Raw genomic sequence first — 17077 nt, 5'->3', positions numbered from 1 at the left:
CGCACCAATGCTGGAGGAGCTCCACGCCGGCCTGATGTCAAGGGGCCGGCGCGCCGTCGCGGGCCTACGCCGCCACGGGCCGCTGTGATCGGCGTCGCTATCATCGGGTGATGCCCGAGCCGTACGAATCCACCTCTGCCGACCTCGCTGCGCCTGCGGCGCTCGCCGCCTTCCTGCGTGGCGTCGAGCGGCGGGCGGCGGTGCTGGCCGAGCTGCAGGCCGGCGACCCCACGCTCGGCGATGCCGCGCTCACGCGCGCGATGGCGGCCTTCCGTGGCGAGGCGCTCGTCGCGACGCTCGCCGACTGGCCGCGCCTGTTCTGGTCGGCGCTGCTCCAGCAGCCGGCGCTGCGGCGAGCGCGCCATGCGCGTCCGCCGGACTTCATGCCGGCCTGCGCGCCGCCGCTGCGCGCCGCGCTGCTGCTGCGGCTGGCCGCGGGGCTGGACGAGGGCGACGCCGCGGCCGTGCTCGGCGTCGATCCGGCGCAGCTGCGCCGCGGGGTGCTCAAGGCGCTCGCCTGTGCCGAGGGCGGGATCGATCCCGCGGCCTGGGCGGCGTTGCAGGCGCAGGTGCAGCAGCGCATCCGCGACCTGCCGACCGACCGCGCGCTGCGGCTGATGCGCATGCGCGAGGCCGCGCTCGCCGGCCCGGCGGCCCGTTTCTTTCCGACGCCCACCGCCGCGCCCCGCGCGGGCTGGCGCGCGCCTGCGATCGCCGCGGCGATGACCGCGATCGCGCTGGGCGGCACGTACGTGCTCGAGCGCACCGGCCGCGATCCCGGAATCAGCGTCGCGGCGCTCGGACCGGCGGGGCGACCGGCCTCGCGGTTCGATCGCGACGCCGCCATCGCCTCGCATCCCGACTTCGCGCTGCTCGCCGACCCCGCGGCCGAGCGCATCGCCGCGGATGCCGCGTTCTACAGCTGGCTCGCCGCTGGCGCGCCGATACCGGCGACGGGGCATGCCGAGCCGGATGCATCGCACCCCGTCGCGGCCGATGGCGCGGAGTCGTCCGGTGCGCCGTAGGCTCGTCGCCGCCGCGCTGCTGCTCGTCACCACCGGCCTGCTCGCCATGCCGGTGCCGGGTGACTTCCGCCGCGTACTGCCGCTGCTGCAGCCGGAGCTGCGCGACAAGCTCGCACGGCAGGCGCAGCTGTGGCGGCAGTGGGGCACGACGCAACGCCGCGACTTCGCCACACGCATGGACGCCTGGGATGCGCGGCCACCGGCCGAAAAGCAGCGACGCCGCGCGGCCTGGGCCGCGTACATGCGCCTGCCGGCATTCGAGCGCGCGCAGGTGGACGCGGCCGCGATGCGTTACGCACGTCTCGACCCCGGCGCCCGGCAGCTCCTGCGCGAGCGCTTCGCGCAACTGGAACCGGTGACGCAGGCAGGATGGTGGCTCGGGCCGTCGCTGGGCCATGACTATGCGCGCCTGCAGCCGCTGCTCGCGCAGGTGCCCGTGGCCGAGCACGCGGGCCTGCTGCGCGTGCTGCGCGCGATGACGCCGATCCAGCGCGCCGACCTCGCCGTGCTGGTCTGGCGCACGCCGCCGCACGAGCGCGACCGCCTGCGCCGCGAGCTGGTCTCCACGGCGGACGCCGCGCGCGACGGCTGGCTGCAGGCGCGCCTGGAGCGCTAGTCAGGCGTCGAGCGCCTGCATCACCCGGCGCGTCGCGCGCATGCGTTCGCCGAATCGCGCGATGCCGTCGGCGCGCAGGCGCGGCGCGTGGTCTCGCAGGTAGGCCTCGAGCGCGGCGGCGTCGACCAGGCGGTACTGCACGCAGTAGCGCCGGCACGCGGAGGCCGGCGCAGGCTCGAGCACCGCGTGCAGGGTCGCCCCGGTGAAGCCCGGCAGCGCGACGATCTCGGCGATGTGCGGGCGCAGCCAGGCGAGGTAGTCCGCCTCGATCGCCGCGTCGATCTCGATGTCGACTTCGTAGACGTGCATGGCGTCTTCAGAGCCCGCTGCTGAGGCCGGCGAAGGCGCTGTAGAACGCGCCGAGGCCGATCAGGAACTGGTAGGCGATACCGATCACGACGAACTTCGCGACCGTGGCGAGCCAGTGCTGCCCGTACACCCGGCGCTGCATCAGGAACAGGTACACCGGCGCCCACACCCAGAGAAGGAAGATGGGCACGCCGAAGACGCCGGAGACCTCCGTGAGCATCACCAGCGCGAACGTGAGCCCGAGCGTCACCAGCAGGTAGCAGTGACTGTAGAGCGCGACGACGAGGTGCTCGAGGTAACCCCAGCGCGAGCGCGGGTACAACACCCGCAGCAGCAGCGCGAACACCGGCACCAGCAGGAACAGCGCCGACGGCACGGCGGCGAGCATGTACTGGCCGAGCAGCTGCGCGCCGCCGCCGTTCTCCAGGCGCTCGATGTTGGCCTGCATGTTCGCGAGGCGATGGTTGAACCAGCGATCGCCGAAGGCGGGCAGCCAGCTCACGTCGGCCGGATTGTCCTTCTCGTGCCAGGGCTTGGCCGGATCGCGCAGGCGTGCGCTGTCGAGCATCTGCAGCAGCCCGTCGACGCCCGTCTCGGCCGTGCGCTTCGCAGGTGGCGCGGGCGTGCCCGTGGCGCGGCGTGCGACGGCACCCTCGACGGGGGCAGTGGCGGTCGTGCGTTCCGCGACAACCGCTGCGGACACGCCCAGTGCGCGCAGCCGCTCTGCCGCGCCACGGCGAACCTCGGCCTCGGCGGTATCCAGCGCGGTGCCCATGAAGGGCATGCCGGCGGTCTCGCGGCGCGCCTTGGCGATGTCGGCCAGCTCGCGCTTCATGATGGCCTCCACCTCGGCCGCGGTGCCGGCCTTGGCGAAGCGCCGGGTCTCGTCCTCCGCGGTGCCCAGCTGCACGTCGACGTCCTTCACCGGCGCGGTCTCGACGCTACCCGCCATCAGCCGCCCGACGAAGAACGTGATCAGCGTGAGGATCACGAACAGGCGCAGCGGCGCGATGTAGCGCACGCGCTGGCCGGCGAGGTAATTGCAGGCCACGCGGCCGGGCACGAACAGGTCGCGCAGGGTGCGGAACACGCGGCCGTCGAGGTGCCAGAAGGATTCGAAGACTTCCTCGACCGCATGGGCGAAGTGGCGCAGCGGATTGGCCGCATGCTGGCCGCAGGCGTGGCAGTACGGGCCCTGCAGCGCGGCCTCGCAGTTCTCGCAGGTGGCGGGCAGGTCGGTGGCGGTCATCGCGGATCCCCGGTCGCGGTGGCGATGCGCATTGCATCACGCGACGGCCCGGCGCGATACGGGCCGTCGCGAGGTGGCGGCCGCACCGGCGCCGGCCTACGATGGCGCGCCGCATGGCCGTCGCGTCGATGCCGCAGCCCCGACTCCCGCACGAGATCCGCCGCACCGCGTGGCTTGCCGCCCCGCTGGTGGCCGGGCACGTGTCGACGGGCCTGATCGGCACCATCGACAGCGCGATCGCCGGCCAGCACGGCACCGCGACGCTCGCGGCGGTCGCGGTGGGCACCGCGCTGTTCTGGCTGCCGATGATGGTGCCGATGGGTACGCTGATGGCGTTGCCGCCGTCGGTCTCGCGGCTCGACGGCGCGGGCCGGCGCCAGGCGATCGGCCCGCTGTTCCGCCAGGCGCTGTGGCTCGCGCTGGTGCTCGGCCTGGCGATGTTCGCCTTCCTCAGCGTGGTGCCCTACGCGCTCGAGGCGATGGGCATCGCGCCCGGCATCGTCCCCGGCGCGACCGCGTTCCTGCACGGCATCCGCTGGGGCGTGCCGGCGCTCACCCTGTACTTCTGCATGCGCTACCTCGCCGAAGGCCTGCACTGGACGCTGCCGACGATGGTGCTCGGTGCCGGCGGCCTGCTCGTGCTGCTGCCGATGGGCTGGATCCTCACCTTCGGGGAGTTCGGCCTGCCGGAAATGGGCGCGGGCGGGCTCGGGCTGGCCTCGTCACTGATGCTCTGGGCGCAGGCGATCGCGTTCGCGGCCGTGCTCGCGCGGTCCGGGCGCATGCGCGACCTGCGCCTGTTCGAGCGCTTCGAGGCGCCGTCGTGGCACGTGCAACGCAGCCTGCTGGCCACCGGCCTGCCGATCGGCGTGACGATCCTGATGGAGGGCTCGCTGTTCATCGTCACCGCGCTGCTGATCGGCCGGCTCGGCACGGTGCCGGCGGCGGCGCACCAGATCGCGATCAACGTCGCGAGCCTGTGCTTCATGGTGCCGATGGGCGTCGCCGAGGCCACCACCGTGCGCGTCGGCCATGCGCTCGGCCGCGGCGATGCCGGCGGCGTGCGGCGTGCGGCGTTCGCCGGCTACGCGATCGTGCTCGCCACGCAGCTGGTGTCCGCGATCGTGCTGCTCGGCGCGAACGACGGGATCGTCGCGCTGTACACGCGCGACGCCGCGGTGGCGACGCTCGCGGCGAGCCTGCTGCTCTTCGCGGCGGCCTTCCAGTTCCCGGACGGCATCCAGGTGCTCTCGGCCGGTGCGCTGCGCGGCCTGCGCGATACCCGCATGCCGATGCTGCTGGCGGCCTTCGCCTACTGGGGCGTCGGCATGCCGCTCGGTTGCGCGCTCGGCTTCGGCTGGGGCGGTCTGCCGGCGATGGGTCCGCGCGGCATGTGGATCGGCCTGATCGCGGGGCTGGTGGTCGCCGCGGTGCTGCTGGGCGGCCGCTTCCTGCGATCGAGCGCGGCCGCCCGCCTGCCGTCGGGCCCGGTGACCTCTGGCGCATGACCGCCCCGCGCGACGCCCGGTACCCTGTACCGACCTGATCGAGATTCCCTGAATGAACCCCCCGACCCGTCGCGGCCCCATCGCGAGCTTCTTCGTCGGCCTGTGGGACGTGATGAACTTCACGCGCCGGCTGATCGTCAACGTCTTCTTCTTCGGCCTGCTGTTCCTGTTCGGGATGCTGTTCCTGGCGGCGATCCTCGGCGGCAACGCGCGACCCCTTGTCGACCGCACCACGCTGGTGATCGCGCCGCAGGGCGCGCTCGTCGAGCAGTACACCACCGACCCGATGTCGCGCGCGCTGAACAAGGCGCTCGGCGGCGACGGCGGTGAATTGCAGCTGCGCGACGTGCTGCGCGCGCTCGAGGCCGCGCGCACCGACCGCCGCATCGAGCGCGTCTTCCTGCACGTCGACGACCTGCAGGCCGGCGGCATGGCCTCGCTGCGCGAAGTCGCCGAGGCGATCGGCCGCCTGCGCGCGAGCGGCAAGCAGGTGATCGCGTATTCCGAGCAGATGGAGCAGAAGCAGTACCTGCTCGCCTCGCAGGCGAACGAGGTCTACCTCGACCCGCTCGGCGTGATGATGCTCGAGGGCCTCGGCCGCTACCGCCAGTACTTCCGTGAAGGCCTGCAGGACAAGCTCGGCGTGGACGTGCACCTGTTCAAGGTCGGCACGTACAAGTCCGCGGCGGAGCCCTACGTGCTCGACGCGGCCTCGCCGGCCGCGAAGGAAGCCGACCTGTTCTGGATGAACGACGTCTGGCAGCGCTACCTCGGCGACGTGGCGCGTGCGCGCAAGCTCGCACCGGCGCAGCTGTCGGCGCAGGTGAACGCGCTGCCCGCGAACGTACTCGCCGCACAGGGCGACCTCGCAAGGCTCGCGCTGCAGCAGAAGCTCGTCGACGGCCTGAAGACGCGCGAACAGGTCTGGGACCTGCTCGCCGCGCGCGGCGCGAAGGACGAGGACGCCGAGGGCGGCTTCCGCCAGATCTCGCTCGAGGACTACATCGCGCACCTCGACGAGGGCCTCGCCGGCGTCGCCTCGGGCAAGCACGTGGCGGTGATCGTCGCCGAGGGCGAGATCACCGGCGGCGACCAGCCCCCGGGCCGCGTGGGTGGCGATTCGACGTCCGCGCTGCTGCGCGAGGCGCGCGAGAACGAGGACGTCGCCGCGGTCGTGCTGCGCGTGAACTCGCCGGGTGGCGAGGTCTTCGCGTCCGAGCAGATCCGCCGCGAGGTGGAGGCGCTGAAGCGCGAGGGTCGCCCGGTGGTGGTCTCGATGGGCGACGTCGCCGCCTCCGGCGGCTACTGGATCGCGATGAATGCCGACCGCATCTACGCCGATCCGTCGACGATCACCGGCTCGATCGGCATCTTCGGCGTGATTCCCACCTTCGACCGCGCGCTCGGCAAGATCGGCGTGCATACCGACGGCGTCGGCACCACGCCGTTCGCCGGCGCCTTCGACCTCACCCGTCCGCTCGACCCGCAGGTCGGCAGCGTGATCCAGTCGGTGATCGAGAAGGGCTATCGCGACTTCACCGGTCGCGTGGCGCAGGCACGTGGGCGCAGCGTCGCGCAGATCGACGCGGTGGCCCAGGGCCGCGTCTGGAGCGGCGCCCAGGCGAAGGCGCATGGCTTGGTCGACGCGATGGGCGGCCTGCAGGCCGCGCTCGACGACGCCGCTTCGCGCGCGAAGCTCGGCAAGCGCGGTGACTACCGCGTGCGCTACATCGAGAAGATGCCGACGCCCTTCGAGCGCTGGTTCACCGGCATGGTCGAGAGCCGCGCCGGCGGCGCGCTGCTGCGCGAGTCGGAGACGGCGCGCGCGCTCATCGCGCGCGTGGCCCCGCAGGCCGCGCGCGACGCGGCCTTCCTCGAGCGCGTGGTGCGCGAGCGCCGCGGCGCGCCGGTCAAGGCGATCGCCTACTGCTTCTGCGGGCTCTGAGCCCGGCGGTGCGGGGGGACACGGGCGGCTTCGGCCGCCCGTGTCGCATTGCACGACGTGAGCGCGGCGTGCACGGCCGCTGGCTATAGTGCGCCACCCCGTTCCGGCATTGCCCATGGCCTCCGATGTCCCCGCCGAGCCGGCACTGGCCGGTGACCGCGCGCTGCTCCGCCTCGCCTTCCTGGCGCGGGCCGGCGAGGTGCTGGCGGGATCGCTGGACTACGCGCAGACGCTCCAGCAGGTGGCGCGGCTCGCGGTGTCGGAACTCGGCGACATGTGCATCGTCGACATCGTCGAGGACGGCGACCTCGTGCGCGTGGCCACGGCGCATGCGCTGCCGGCCAAGGCGCAGGTACTCACCGAGCTCGCCGAGCGCTATCCGGCACGACGCGGCTCGCCGGCACCGGCGGCCCGCGTGCTCGCGTCGGGCCGAACCGAGCTGCTGGTGAACGTCGATCCTGCGGTGGTCCGCAACCACACGGTCGATGCCGCGCACGCCGCCCTCATCGACGCACTCGACGTGCGCTCGCACCTTGCCGTGCCCATGCGCGTGCGTGGCGAGACCATCGGCGTGCTGAGCCTCGGCATCACCGACACCGAGCGCCGCTACGGCGACGACGAGCGCGCGCTCGCCGAGGAACTCGCGCGCCGGGCGGCGCTCGCGGTCGAGAACGCGCGGCTCTACCGGCGCGCGCAGGACGAGATCGAGCGGCGCGCGCGCGTCGAGGCCGAGCTGCGCATCTCCGAACAGCGCTTCCGCGCGATCACCGAGCAGTCGCCGCTGTCGACGCAGCGCCTGGCGCCCGACGGCCACACGATCGGGGTCAATGGCGCCTGGGAAGCCCTCTGGGGCCTCACGCTCGCCGACCTCAATGGCTACAGCGTACTCGCCGACCCGCAGCTCGACGCCGCGGGTATCACGCCGCTGCTGCGGCGCGCCTTCGCGGGCGAGCCCGCGGCGCTGCCGGAGGTCCGCTACGACCCACGGGTGACCGTGCCCGGGCGCGATCACGGCGCCGATCCCGTGCGCTGGGTGAAGGGCTTCGCCTATCCCGTGCGCGACGAGGCCGGCGAGATCCGCGAGGTGGTGCTCGTCCACGAGGACATCACCGAGGCCCGCCGCGCGCAGCAGCGTGCCGAGGCCAGCGAGGACCGCCTGCAGCGCGCGCTCGCCGCGGGCGGCATGTGCACGTGGGAGTGGGACCTCGCCACGGGGATCATCGAGTGCTCCGCCAATGCGGTCGAGTTCTACGGCATCCACGTCGGTCATGCCGACGACTTCCTCGCACTGATCGACGCGGCCGACCTGCCCGCCGTGCAGGCGAGCGCCGCGCAGGCGCTGGAGTCGAGGCGGCTGGAGCTGCTCGAGTTCCGCCTGCGCGGCACCGATCGCTGGGTGCAGACCCGCGGGCACGTGCAGGACGGCGACGACGGCGCGCCGTCGAAGATGCTCGGCGTCACCGTCGAGGTGACGGGGCGCCGCGAGGCCGAGGCCGCGACGCGCATGCTCGCGGACGCCGGCCGCGTGCTCGGCGCGTCGCTCGATTACGAGACCACGCTCGCCGACCTCGCTACCGTGCTCGTCCCGCAGCTCGCCGACTGGTACGCGGTGGACCTGATCAGCGAGCGCGGCGAGCTCGAGCGCGTTTCGGTGCACCACGGCGATGCCGAGCGCCGCGCGCTGGCGCACGAGCTGCACGAGCGCTATCCGCCGCGCCGCGGGCAGGGCGGCGCCTGGGCGGTGATCGACGGCGGCGAGCCGCAGTGGGGCGCCGAGATCACCGACGAGATGCTCGTGCAGGCCGCACACGACGCGCGCCACCTCGAGATCCTGCGCGGGCTCGGCCTGCGGGCCTACATCGTGGTGCCGCTCACCGCGCGCGGCGTGACCTTCGGCGCGATCACGCTGGTGATGGCCGAGAGCGGGCGCCGCTACCGCGAGGCCGACGTCGAGCTGGCGATGGATCTGGCGCGGCGTGCCGCGAGCGCGGTGGACAATGCGCGGCTGCTGCGCCAGCTGCAGCTCGAGCACCGGCGCAAGGACGAGTTCCTCGCCACGCTCGCGCACGAGCTGCGCAATCCGCTCGCCCCGATCCGCACCGGCCTCGCGTTGCTGGAGGCGGCGCCCGATGCCGATGTCGCCGAGCGTGCGCGCCGCATCATGCAACGCCAGCTCGGCCACATGGTCCGCCTGATCGACGACCTGCTCGATCTGTCGCGGGTCACGCGTGACGCGATCACGCTGCAGGTGCGCGACGTGGCGCTGGCGACGGTGGTCGCGGGTGCCGTGGAGGCGAGCCGGCCACTGGTGGAGGCGGCCGGGCTGCGGTTGCACGTCGAGCTGCCCGACGCGCCGGTGCACCTGCGCGTGGACGACACGCGCATCGCGCAGGTGCTCACCAACCTGCTCAACAACGCCGCCAAGTTCACGCCGCGCGGCGGCGAGGTGCGGCTCGTCGCGCGCGCCGCGGGCGATCGCCTGCTGCTCGCCGTGGAAGACACCGGCATCGGCATCGCGCCGGAGCAGCTCGAATCGATCTTCGAGATGTTCGTGCGCGGCGGCGGCCCGCAGGGCCCCGGCGGGCTGGGCATCGGCCTGACCCTCTCGCGCCGCCTCGTCGAGCTGCACGGCGGACACCTCCGTGCCGAGAGCGCAGGCCCGGGCCAGGGCGCAAGCCTCGTGATGGAGCTGCCGCTCGTCCCGGCGATGGCGTCGGGGCCGGCGCCGGCCGACGCGACCGCAGAACGGCCGGCGGGCCGTGCGCAGCGCGTGCTGGTGGTGGACGACAACGAGGATGCCGCGCAGACGCTCGCGACGCTGCTCGGCTTCGACGGCCACGCGGTGCGCTGCGCCGGCGACGGGCCGGCGGCCCTCGCGCATCTCGACGGGTTCGAGCCGGACATCGCTTTCCTCGACATCGGCCTGCCCGGCATGAGCGGCTACGAGCTCGCCGCGCGGCTGCGCGCACGGCCCGGCGGGGCCGGGATGCGCCTGGTCGCCCTCACCGGCTGGGGCCGCGAGGAGGATCGCGACCGTGCCCGCGACGCCGGCTTCGACCACCACCTCACCAAGCCGGTCGATCCCCAGGCGCTGCTCGCGCTGCTGCCCCGCGGACACTGACGCTCACCCGTCGCGGGCAAACGTATTCGGCCACTGAACGCGGGGCCGCGATCGCCGCGCGAGACGGCCCGGTTTCACGCGCGGCACGGCCGGCGGCGCCGACAGTGTCGGCAAGCCAACGCTGCGCAGGCATATGGGCAACAACGCGATCCTCATCGTCGAGGACAATCCGGACATCCGCGACACCTTCCGCACGCTCTTCGAGCTGGAAGGCTTCGACGTCCGGCTCGCCGGCAACGGCGCCGACGCGCTGCGCACGCTCGAGGCGGCCGAGGCGCCGCCGTGCCTGATCCTGCTCGACCTCTCGATGCCGGTGATGGACGGCTGGGAATTCCTGCGCGAGCTGCGCGATCGCGATGCAGGACGCGACGTCGAGGTCGCCGTGCTGAGCGCGAACGTCGACGCAGGCACGGCGAAGGACCTCAAGTCGCGCTACGGCTGCCGCGTGCTGCGCAAGCCCGCGGCGATCGATGCACTGCTCGGCATCGCGCGCGGCTGTCGCGACGGCGACGGCGGCGAGCGCACGCTCGCGTAGGGCTGAAGCCGGTCAGTTCGCGGGATCGGTGGCGTCGAGGGCCTCCGCGGCCCGAGCGCGTGCCGCCGCGGCCGCATCCAGCGCGGCGCGCGCATCGCGGGCCTTGTCGAGCGGGGCATCGATCGCGCGCTGCAGGTCGTCGGCCCGTGTCGCGGACTGCGGCTCGACGGGTTTGTCGGTATCGGGCGCCGTCGGGCGCGAGCAGCCGGCGAGGGCGACGAGGAGGGCGAAGGCGAGCAGACGGGTCATCGCGGCGATCTCCACGCGGACGGGGGCCGTCCGTGCACGGCTATGCTACGCCCCCGACCGGAGGACGCATGGACGATCGACGCTGGAGACTCGACGGCCGCCTGGCGCTGGTGACCGGGGGCAGCGCCGGCATCGGCCGCGCGATCGCCCGCGAACTGCTCGGCTTCGGCGCCGACGTCATGCTCGCCGCGCGCGAGCCCGATGCGCTGGAGTCGGCGCGGCTCGAGCTCGCCGACGAATTTCCCGACCGCCTGGTGATGGCCTTCACGGCGGACGTCGGCGTCGACGAGCAGCGCCGCGAGCTGCTGGACTGGGTCGAGGACCAGAGCGAGGGCCAGCTCGACCTGCTGATCAACAACGCGGGCGGCAACCTCAGCCGTCCGGCCACCGACTACGCCGAGGACGAGTGGCGGCAGGTCTTCGAGGTCAACCTGTTCTCGGCGTTCGAGCTCGCGCGCTACGCGCATCCGCTGCTGGTGCGTCATCCCGGCGCCTGCATCGTGAACGTCGGCAGCGTCTCGGGGCTCACCCACGTGCGCACCGGGGCGCCCTACGGCATGGCGAAGGCCGCGCTGCACCAGATGACCCGCAACCTCGCGGTCGAATGGGCCGAGGACGGCATTCGCGTGAATTCGGTCGCACCCTGGTACATCCGCACGCGGCGAACGTCGACCAAGCTTGCCGACGCCGACTACCTCGACGACGTGCTGCTGCGCACGCCGATGGGCCGGGTGGGCGAGCCCGAGGAGGTCGCCGCGGCGGTCGCGTTCCTGTGCCTGCCGGCCTCGTCCTACATCACCGGCGAGTGCATCGCGGTGGACGGCGGCTTCCTGCGCTACGGCTTCTAGCGCCTGAAAAGGAAAAGCGCCCCCGGGGGGCGCTTTTCTCGGCTCTCGTGCTGCGCTTACTCGTTGCCGCCGCGACCGCCCTGGCTGCCACCGCGACCGCCCTGGTTGCCGCCCTGGTTGTTGCCGCCGCGGTTGCCGCCGCCCGAGGCCTCGCCACCCTTGCGGCCGATCGCCGCCATGTGCTCGCGGTCCTGGCTCACGGCTTCGCCGCCCTTGCGGGCGATCGCACGCTGCTCGTTCGGATCCATCGCCGCGAAACCGCGATTGCTGCGACCGCCATTGCTGCCTTCGTTGTTGCTCGCCATGTCCAAGCTCCTTATCTGCGATGTCTCTCGCCTGATGTGGGGTGAAGTCGGTGGAGTGCGGAGGTGACTCGAGGCCGCGGATGCCGTCGGCCTCGAGTCGGGATCGATCCTAGGCGTGCGGCTGTTAGCCGCCGGCTTCGACATGGTGAAAGGCGGCCTAACGCGATTCAGCTGGTTTAGCGTCGTGCCGCCGCGGACAAGGCTTCGCTGCGGTCCTCACGGACGCGGTGCTACACCGTCGCCCATGCTCAAGACCCCCTTCGACAACGAGCTCGACGACGAGCCCGCCACGCCGTCGACGCCCACCGACACGCCTTCACGCCGCGCCTTCCTCCTGCGCGGCGTGCTCGTGCTGCTCGCGCTGTTCCTCGCGATGCTCGCGTGGGCGACGTGGAAGCTCCCGCTCAACCGCGCGCTCGAGCCACTGCCCGATCCCACGCTCGTGCTGGTCGACCGCCATGGCGCGGTGTTCGCACGCCGCGGTGCGCTGAAGGAGGCGCCCGTCGACGTCGCCAACCTGCCCGAGCACGTCGCCCAGGCGGTGATCGCGATCGAGGACCGGCGCTTCTACGGCCACGTCGGCGTGGATCCGCGCGGCATCGCGCGCGCCGCGGTGCGCAATGCGAAGGCCGGTGGCGTGAAGGAGGGCGGCAGCACGATCACGCAGCAGCTCGCCAAGACCGCCTTCCTCGAGCCCGAGCGCACCTTCCGTCGCAAGATCCGCGAGGCGCTCATCGCGCTCTGGCTCGATGCGCGGCTGGAGAAGGACGAGATCCTGTCGCGCTACCTCAGCTCGATCTATTTCGGCGACGGCGTCTATGGCCTGCGCGCGGCGTCGAAGCACTACTTCGACAAGGAGCCGGAGAAGCTGTCCCTGGGCGAGTCGGCGATGCTCGCCGGCATGATCAAGGCGCCCTCGGCGCTCGCCCCCACCAACGACCTCAAGGCCGCGCAGGCTCGCGCGAAGGTCGTGCTCGCGGCGATGGTGGATGCCGGCTTCATCACCGAGGCCGAGGCGAAGAAGGCCCGCGAGCCCAGGATCCACGGCAACCGCCGCGCGCGCATGGTCGGCAGCTGGTTCGCCGACTGGGTCTCGCCGCAGGCGAAGGCCGCGTTCGATGCCGACTACGGCGAGATCCGCGTGCAGACCACGCTCGACCGCCGCATGCAGCAGCTCGCCAATCGCGTGGTCACGCGCTGGCTCGCCACCGAGGGCCGCCGGCTCGACGTGAGCCAGGCCGCGCTCGTGGCGATGCGGCCGAATGGCGAGATCCTCGCCCACGTCGGCGGGCGTGATTACAAGTCGAGCCAGTACGACCGGGTCACCCAGGCCAAGCGCCAGCCGGGCTCGGCCTTCAAGCTGTTCACCGCGCTCGCCGCGCTGCGCGCGGGCGCCACGCCGGAGACGATGGTCGACGACCGCCCGGTCACCATCGGCGACTGGAGCCCCGAGAACTACGACGGCAAGTACGACGGCGCGATCAGCCTGCGCGCGGCGCTCGCCAAGTCGAGCAACGTGGTGGCCGCGCGCATCGCCCAGCAGGTCGGTCCCGGCGAGATCGTGCGCGCCGCGCGCGACCTCGGCATCGAGAGCGAGCTGTCCGACGACGCGACCATCGCGCTCGGCACCTCGGAGGTCACCCTGCTCGAGCTCACTGCGGCGTATGCGGGCGTGGCGTCGGGGATCGCCCCGGTGACCCCGCACGGCCTGCTCGGCGCGCCGGCGACCCGTCCGATGCAGCCGCTCGACCACCGCCACCGCGCGATGCTGCTCGACATGCTGTGGGAGGTGGTCGACCGCGGCACCGGCCGCGCCGCCCGCCTGCGCATGCCCACGTTCGGCAAGACCGGCACCACGCAGGACTACCGCGACGCGCTGTTCGTCGGCATGGCGGGCGACCTCGTCGTCGGCGTCTGGGTCGGCAACGACGACGGCCGGCCGATGAAGCGCGTGACCGGCGGCGGCCTGCCCGCGCAGATGTGGCGCGACTTCATGGACGACGCGGTGCGCATGTCGACCCGGGCGACGCGTCTGGAGCGTCCGCGCGGCGAGTTCGCGCCCGTCGTCGCGATGCCCGCCCCGGTGCCCGGCGACGTCTATCCGATGCCCGACGACTCCGGCTACGCGCCGGTGCCCGGTGCCGAGATCCCGGTCGGCGACCCGGCGCTGCCGGAGGAGGAGGGCGAGCTGGTGCCTGTCCCCGAGCCCGCACCCGAGCCGCCGCCGGTCGCCGTCGACCCGGTGCCGATCCCGGTGCCGGAGCCCGAAACGGAGCCGCCGCCGGAGGACGAGGGCGAGCCACCGCCGGAGGACGAGGGCGAACAGGGGGCGTGACGCGGCGCGATCGCATCGCGCAGGCGCATGCGCGCGCGCCGGGCGTCCGCCACGCGGTGACGCGCCAAGGGCCGCATTCCGGCCCGCGCCAGGCCCGCGCGATGCGCAAGCCACGGGCTTGGGGTGTCGCATGGGGTACGGCTGACGTTGGTGGGGCGCGTCGGCGGTCCTTACCGGCGCGCCGGACCGGCGCCTGCCGAAGATGCACTGCGGCGTAGTCCTGGAAGGCCGCGTCGAGGCGGCGTCGATCAACCGTCGAACCCGTTGGACCGTGGTGTAGCGCGGCCGGCCCACGCACGCCGCGTCATCCGGCGGCACGTCGTTCGACAAGGACGGCCTCGTCGCGACGCCCCATCGTTCGCGTCGCGGGGTCGCGCAGCTTCCATGTGTCCGGCGGTCGCGTGACGCGACGCCGTCGACCGGTCGACCCGCTCCGCAAGCTCAACGCGCGCAGGGCGTCCCGGCGAGCGCGGTGTCGATCCGCGCCAGCACCTCGCGCGCGGTGGCCGCATTGTCGGGCTGGAAGGTCGCCACGCCCTCGGCTTGGCGGCGGTAGTCGGCCCAGGCCGTGCAGCGCGCGGTATCGGCGACCGGCTGGCAGTCGTCGAAGACGCGCTCACAGGCTTCGGCGGCGGTTGCCGTGCGCCCGTCGAGGCCCACGGTACGCATCGGCACGCAGCGCGACGGCACGGCCTCGTCGCTGAAGTAGCTCTCGCCCTCGCGCGTCCGGCAGGCCATCAGTGCCGGCACCGGTCGGGTGGGGGCGGTGGCGTCGACGGTGGGCACCGCGCCCATGCCGGTGGAGGTGGTCGCAGGGATGGCAGGCGCCGTGCCGGGGATGGCCGTCGCTGCGGCGCCGGCCGCGTCCGCGGCGCCGGGTCGCGACGCGGGCACGGCGACCACGGTACCCGTGGCAGGCCGCGGCAGCGCCGGCGCGGCGCGCGCGGGCACCGGTGGCGTCGCCGGCCGCTCGACCACGCGACGTTCCTGGCGCATGCCCTTCGGACAGCGCGCGGTGTTCTGCAGGAGCACCTGCCCGTCGGGCGCCACGCAGCGATAGATCACGAGGTCCTGCGCGGCCGCGGCCGGCAGCGCGAGCACCAGCACGAGCAGGCCGAGGCGCAGGCGGCTCATGCGCCGCACTCCTGGGCGAGGCGGGCGTCGATCCCGCGCTCCTCGCGCAGGATGGCGTCGCGCTCGCCCTGCAGCGCGCTGTAGTAGCGCCGATCGAGCGCGTCGCGTCGATCGCGCAGGCGTACGCAGACCTCGCCCTGCGGCAGCGCGGCGCACGGATCGCGCACCCAGGCTCCGGCCGCGGGGTAGGCATACGGCATCGCGATCACGGTGCCGGGCCCGCGGACGCGCCGCCCGCTGTCGATGCGCACGCCGCCGTGGCTGCCGCGGTATTCGAGCCGCGCGGCGTAGTCGCCCGGCACCGGCGCGACGACCGTCGAGTACCCGTACGCCGGCACCCAGCCCTGCACCCAGCGCGGGTGGCCCTCGGGCGTCTCGCTCAGGTAGCGCGCGCCGTCGGGTGCGGTGCATTCGTAGACCGGGCGCGCGGTCGCCACCACGATCACGCGGGTGGGCGCCACGGCAGCGGCCGGCGCGGTGCGCGGTGCGCTCGTCGAGACGCGGCGCTGCAGCGGCGCGTCGGTCGGGCGGAGCATCGAGCGCACCTCCTGCCGCTCGCCCTTGCGGCAGGGCGAGTCGCGCAGGCTCAGGCGGCCCGTGGCATCGGTGCAGCGGTAGATCGTGACCTGCGGGGGTGCCGTGGGCGCGGCGGCAGCCTGCGGCACGGCGGAAGCCGCGAGCGCGGCGGCGAGCGCGAGGGCGGGACGGGCGGGCATGGCCGCATCTTGCGCCCGCCGCCGGCGACGGTGAAGCGAAGGGCGGCGGTGGCGCCGACAGGCGTTCGCGACGGTTCAGCCGGACGGTCGGCCCCGGCCTGCGCCGCGACGGCCGCGACTCACTCGCGGAGCACGTCGCCGGTGCGCGCGACGCGGATCGGCGTCGGCGCGGCCAGGCCGCCGGTCTCGCCCGCGCAGACGCCGTCGGCGAGCGCGAGCAGCGCCTCGGACAGCTCGCCTCGGCGGAAGGCGGGGGGCTCGCCGGTCAGGTTCGCGCTCGTCGACACGATCGGGCCGCCGAGCCGCGCGCACAGCTCCGCGACGACCGGGTGCGCGCTCACCCGCACGGCGATGTCGGGGCGGCCGCCGGTCACCCATGGCGGCGCGGCGGTCGTCGCCGGCACCACCCACGTGTGCGGGCCCGGCCAGCTCGCCGCCACGCGCCCACGCGCCGTGTCGTCGAGGGCGCTCCAGTCGACCACCGCATCGAGCTGGTCGGTGGCGGCGGCGACCAGGATGAGCCCCTTGTCGACGGGGCGGCGCTTGATCGCGAGCAGGCGATGCACCGCCTCGCCGTCGAACGGAATGCAGCCGAGCCCCCAGACCGCCTCGGTCGGATACGCCAGCACGCCGCCGCGGATCAATACGGCGACGGCGGTCGGGACGTTGAGGTCTTCGGTCATGCGGACGAGCTTAGCGCGACCGGCTGCCAGAGTCGGCCGGCTCAGCCCTCGTCCGGCGGTGGCGCGAACTGCGACGGCGCCAGCACCTGCTCGATGGCGAGCACGGCGTAGGCGCCGCCCGGCTCATCGTCGCCCTCGCGCGACAGGGTGCCCACGAAGGTCGCGCGCACCTGGCCGAGGAACGAGACGCCGGCGTCGGCGAACGGCGACACGACCTCGCGCGAGCCGATCCGCCCGAGGATCGCCGCATCGGGCAGCGACGCGTCCAATGCCGCGCCGCACGGATAGAGCACCACGGCATTGTCCGATTCGCTCGGGTTGTCGATCAGCGGGATGGCGATGCAGGCGTCAATGCGTACGCGGCGCCCCTGGAGCGCGAGGTCCTCGCGGGCCGTCTGGAGTCCGACTTCGAGGGGCTCGGCTGCCGGCCCGGGCGTGGTCGGCGCGAGCAGAGCGCCGGCGAGAAGGGCGGAGTGAATCGGGGACATGGAGGCTTGGG

At 73.6% G+C, this 17077-nt stretch carries 15 protein-coding genes and 1 pseudogene; 8 read left to right on the top strand and 8 right to left on the bottom strand.

Features of this window, described 5'->3' with window-relative positions; all coding sequences use genetic code 11:
* Positions 1-110 precede the first annotated feature (110 nt).
* Both ACYVJJ_RS02065 and ACYVJJ_RS02060 read left to right on the top strand, forming a co-directional pair.
* Positions 111-1025, top strand: coding sequence for a hypothetical protein (locus tag ACYVJJ_RS02065; protein WP_460830690.1), 915 nt, complete (start codon positions 111-113; stop codon positions 1023-1025).
* Positions 1015-1641, top strand: coding sequence for a DUF3106 domain-containing protein (locus ACYVJJ_RS02060; RefSeq protein ID WP_460830689.1), 627 nt, complete (start codon positions 1015-1017; stop codon positions 1639-1641). Before ACYVJJ_RS02065 ends, ACYVJJ_RS02060 begins: the two co-directional genes overlap by 11 nt.
* Here the strand turns inward: ACYVJJ_RS02060 and ACYVJJ_RS02055 are convergent, their stop codons facing one another.
* Positions 1642-1950 carry a DUF4286 family protein gene (locus ACYVJJ_RS02055; protein ID WP_460830688.1) on the bottom strand — a complete coding sequence of 103 codons (309 nt, stop codon included), beginning with the start codon at positions 1948-1950 and terminating at the stop codon, positions 1642-1644.
* Between the two features lie 954 nt (positions 1951-2904).
* Positions 2905-3181: pseudogene (locus ACYVJJ_RS02050) on the bottom strand (DUF3667 domain-containing protein); the annotation flags it as partial.
* Between the two features lie 131 nt (positions 3182-3312).
* On the opposite strand from ACYVJJ_RS02050, the gene ACYVJJ_RS02045 reads away from it, so the two are divergent.
* The 4 genes from ACYVJJ_RS02045 to ACYVJJ_RS02030 all read left to right on the top strand — a co-directional run bounded on the left by ACYVJJ_RS02045 (position 3313) and on the right by ACYVJJ_RS02030 (position 10308).
* A complete protein-coding gene (locus ACYVJJ_RS02045) occupies positions 3313-4707 on the top strand; it encodes an MATE family efflux transporter (protein ID WP_460830686.1) in 1395 nt (464 codons plus the stop codon).
* A gap of 52 nt (positions 4708-4759) precedes the next feature.
* A complete protein-coding gene (gene sppA, locus ACYVJJ_RS02040) occupies positions 4760-6652 on the top strand; it encodes a signal peptide peptidase SppA (protein ID WP_460830685.1) in 1893 nt (630 codons plus the stop codon).
* Between the two features lie 115 nt (positions 6653-6767).
* Positions 6768-9773: an ATP-binding protein gene (locus ACYVJJ_RS02035; RefSeq protein WP_460830683.1), complete on the top strand. Its 3006-nt coding sequence runs from the start codon at positions 6768-6770 to the stop codon at positions 9771-9773.
* A gap of 133 nt (positions 9774-9906) precedes the next feature.
* On the top strand, positions 9907-10308 hold the full coding sequence (locus tag ACYVJJ_RS02030; RefSeq protein ID WP_460830682.1) for a response regulator: 402 nt from the start codon (positions 9907-9909) through the stop codon (positions 10306-10308).
* A gap of 12 nt (positions 10309-10320) precedes the next feature.
* Here the strand turns inward: ACYVJJ_RS02030 and ACYVJJ_RS02025 are convergent, their stop codons facing one another.
* Positions 10321-10557, bottom strand: a complete 237-nt coding sequence (locus ACYVJJ_RS02025; RefSeq protein ID WP_460830680.1) for a hypothetical protein — start codon at positions 10555-10557, stop codon at positions 10321-10323.
* Between the two features lie 68 nt (positions 10558-10625).
* Here ACYVJJ_RS02025 and ACYVJJ_RS02020 point away from each other — a divergent pair, with 68 nt between their 5' ends.
* Entirely contained in the window at positions 10626-11405 is a 780-nt protein-coding gene (locus ACYVJJ_RS02020) for an SDR family oxidoreductase (protein ID WP_460830679.1), read from the top strand.
* A gap of 56 nt (positions 11406-11461) precedes the next feature.
* Here ACYVJJ_RS02020 and ACYVJJ_RS02015 read toward each other — a convergent pair whose 3' ends face one another.
* Positions 11462-11710, bottom strand: coding sequence for a KGG domain-containing protein (locus ACYVJJ_RS02015; RefSeq protein ID WP_460830677.1), 249 nt, complete (start codon positions 11708-11710; stop codon positions 11462-11464).
* Positions 11711-11954: 244 nt separating this feature from the next.
* Between ACYVJJ_RS02015 and ACYVJJ_RS02010 the strand changes: the two genes are divergently transcribed.
* Complete coding sequence (locus tag ACYVJJ_RS02010) at positions 11955-14045, top strand: transglycosylase domain-containing protein (protein WP_460830676.1); 2091 nt, start codon at positions 11955-11957, stop codon at positions 14043-14045.
* Positions 14046-14486: 441 nt separating this feature from the next.
* Here ACYVJJ_RS02010 and ACYVJJ_RS02005 read toward each other — a convergent pair whose 3' ends face one another.
* The 4 genes from ACYVJJ_RS02005 to ACYVJJ_RS01990 form a co-directional block, all read right to left on the bottom strand.
* Positions 14487-15179 (bottom strand): DUF4124 domain-containing protein, encoded by a 693-nt coding sequence (locus tag ACYVJJ_RS02005; protein ID WP_460830675.1) that lies wholly within the window; start codon positions 15177-15179, stop codon positions 14487-14489.
* Positions 15176-15895, bottom strand: a complete 720-nt coding sequence (locus tag ACYVJJ_RS02000; protein WP_460830673.1) for a DUF4124 domain-containing protein — start codon at positions 15893-15895, stop codon at positions 15176-15178. The genes ACYVJJ_RS02005 and ACYVJJ_RS02000 overlap by 4 nt, the downstream gene beginning before the upstream one ends.
* A gap of 119 nt (positions 15896-16014) precedes the next feature.
* Positions 16015-16578 (bottom strand): L-threonylcarbamoyladenylate synthase, encoded by a 564-nt coding sequence (locus ACYVJJ_RS01995; RefSeq protein WP_460830672.1) that lies wholly within the window; start codon positions 16576-16578, stop codon positions 16015-16017.
* 41 nt (positions 16579-16619) lie between these two features.
* Positions 16620-17066, bottom strand: a complete 447-nt coding sequence (locus ACYVJJ_RS01990; RefSeq protein ID WP_460830671.1) for a hypothetical protein — start codon at positions 17064-17066, stop codon at positions 16620-16622.
* Between the last annotated feature and the right edge of the window lie 11 nt (positions 17067-17077).

Source organism: Lysobacter humi (ex Lee et al. 2017) (genome assembly GCF_054781815.1).
This window is presented reverse-complemented; position numbering and strand designations above follow the sequence as displayed.

Bases quoted from the DNA above. Each gene is read 5' to 3' on its own strand.
- ACYVJJ_RS02055 (WP_460830688.1), bottom strand. From the start codon at position 1,950: ATGCACGTCTACGAAGTCGACATCGAGATCGACGCGGCGATCGAGGCG.
- ACYVJJ_RS02065 (WP_460830690.1), top strand. From the start codon at position 111: ATGCCCGAGCCGTACGAATCCACCTCTGCCGACCTCGCTGCGCCTGCG.
- sppA (WP_460830685.1), top strand. From the start codon at position 4,760: ATGAACCCCCCGACCCGTCGCGGCCCCATCGCGAGCTTCTTCGTCGGC.
- ACYVJJ_RS01995 (WP_460830672.1), bottom strand. From the start codon at position 16,578: ATGACCGAAGACCTCAACGTCCCGACCGCCGTCGCCGTATTGATCCGC.
- ACYVJJ_RS02010 (WP_460830676.1), top strand. From the start codon at position 11,955: ATGCTCAAGACCCCCTTCGACAACGAGCTCGACGACGAGCCCGCCACG.
- ACYVJJ_RS02020 (WP_460830679.1), top strand. From the start codon at position 10,626: ATGGACGATCGACGCTGGAGACTCGACGGCCGCCTGGCGCTGGTGACC.
- ACYVJJ_RS02025 (WP_460830680.1), bottom strand. From the start codon at position 10,557: ATGACCCGTCTGCTCGCCTTCGCCCTCCTCGTCGCCCTCGCCGGCTGC.
- ACYVJJ_RS02000 (WP_460830673.1), bottom strand. From the start codon at position 15,895: ATGCCCGCCCGTCCCGCCCTCGCGCTCGCCGCCGCGCTCGCGGCTTCC.
- ACYVJJ_RS02045 (WP_460830686.1), top strand. From the start codon at position 3,313: ATGGCCGTCGCGTCGATGCCGCAGCCCCGACTCCCGCACGAGATCCGC.
- ACYVJJ_RS02015 (WP_460830677.1), bottom strand. From the start codon at position 11,710: ATGGCGAGCAACAACGAAGGCAGCAATGGCGGTCGCAGCAATCGCGGT.
- ACYVJJ_RS02035 (WP_460830683.1), top strand. From the start codon at position 6,768: ATGGCCTCCGATGTCCCCGCCGAGCCGGCACTGGCCGGTGACCGCGCG.
- ACYVJJ_RS02005 (WP_460830675.1), bottom strand. From the start codon at position 15,179: ATGAGCCGCCTGCGCCTCGGCCTGCTCGTGCTGGTGCTCGCGCTGCCG.
- ACYVJJ_RS01990 (WP_460830671.1), bottom strand. From the start codon at position 17,066: ATGTCCCCGATTCACTCCGCCCTTCTCGCCGGCGCTCTGCTCGCGCCG.
- ACYVJJ_RS02030 (WP_460830682.1), top strand. From the start codon at position 9,907: ATGGGCAACAACGCGATCCTCATCGTCGAGGACAATCCGGACATCCGC.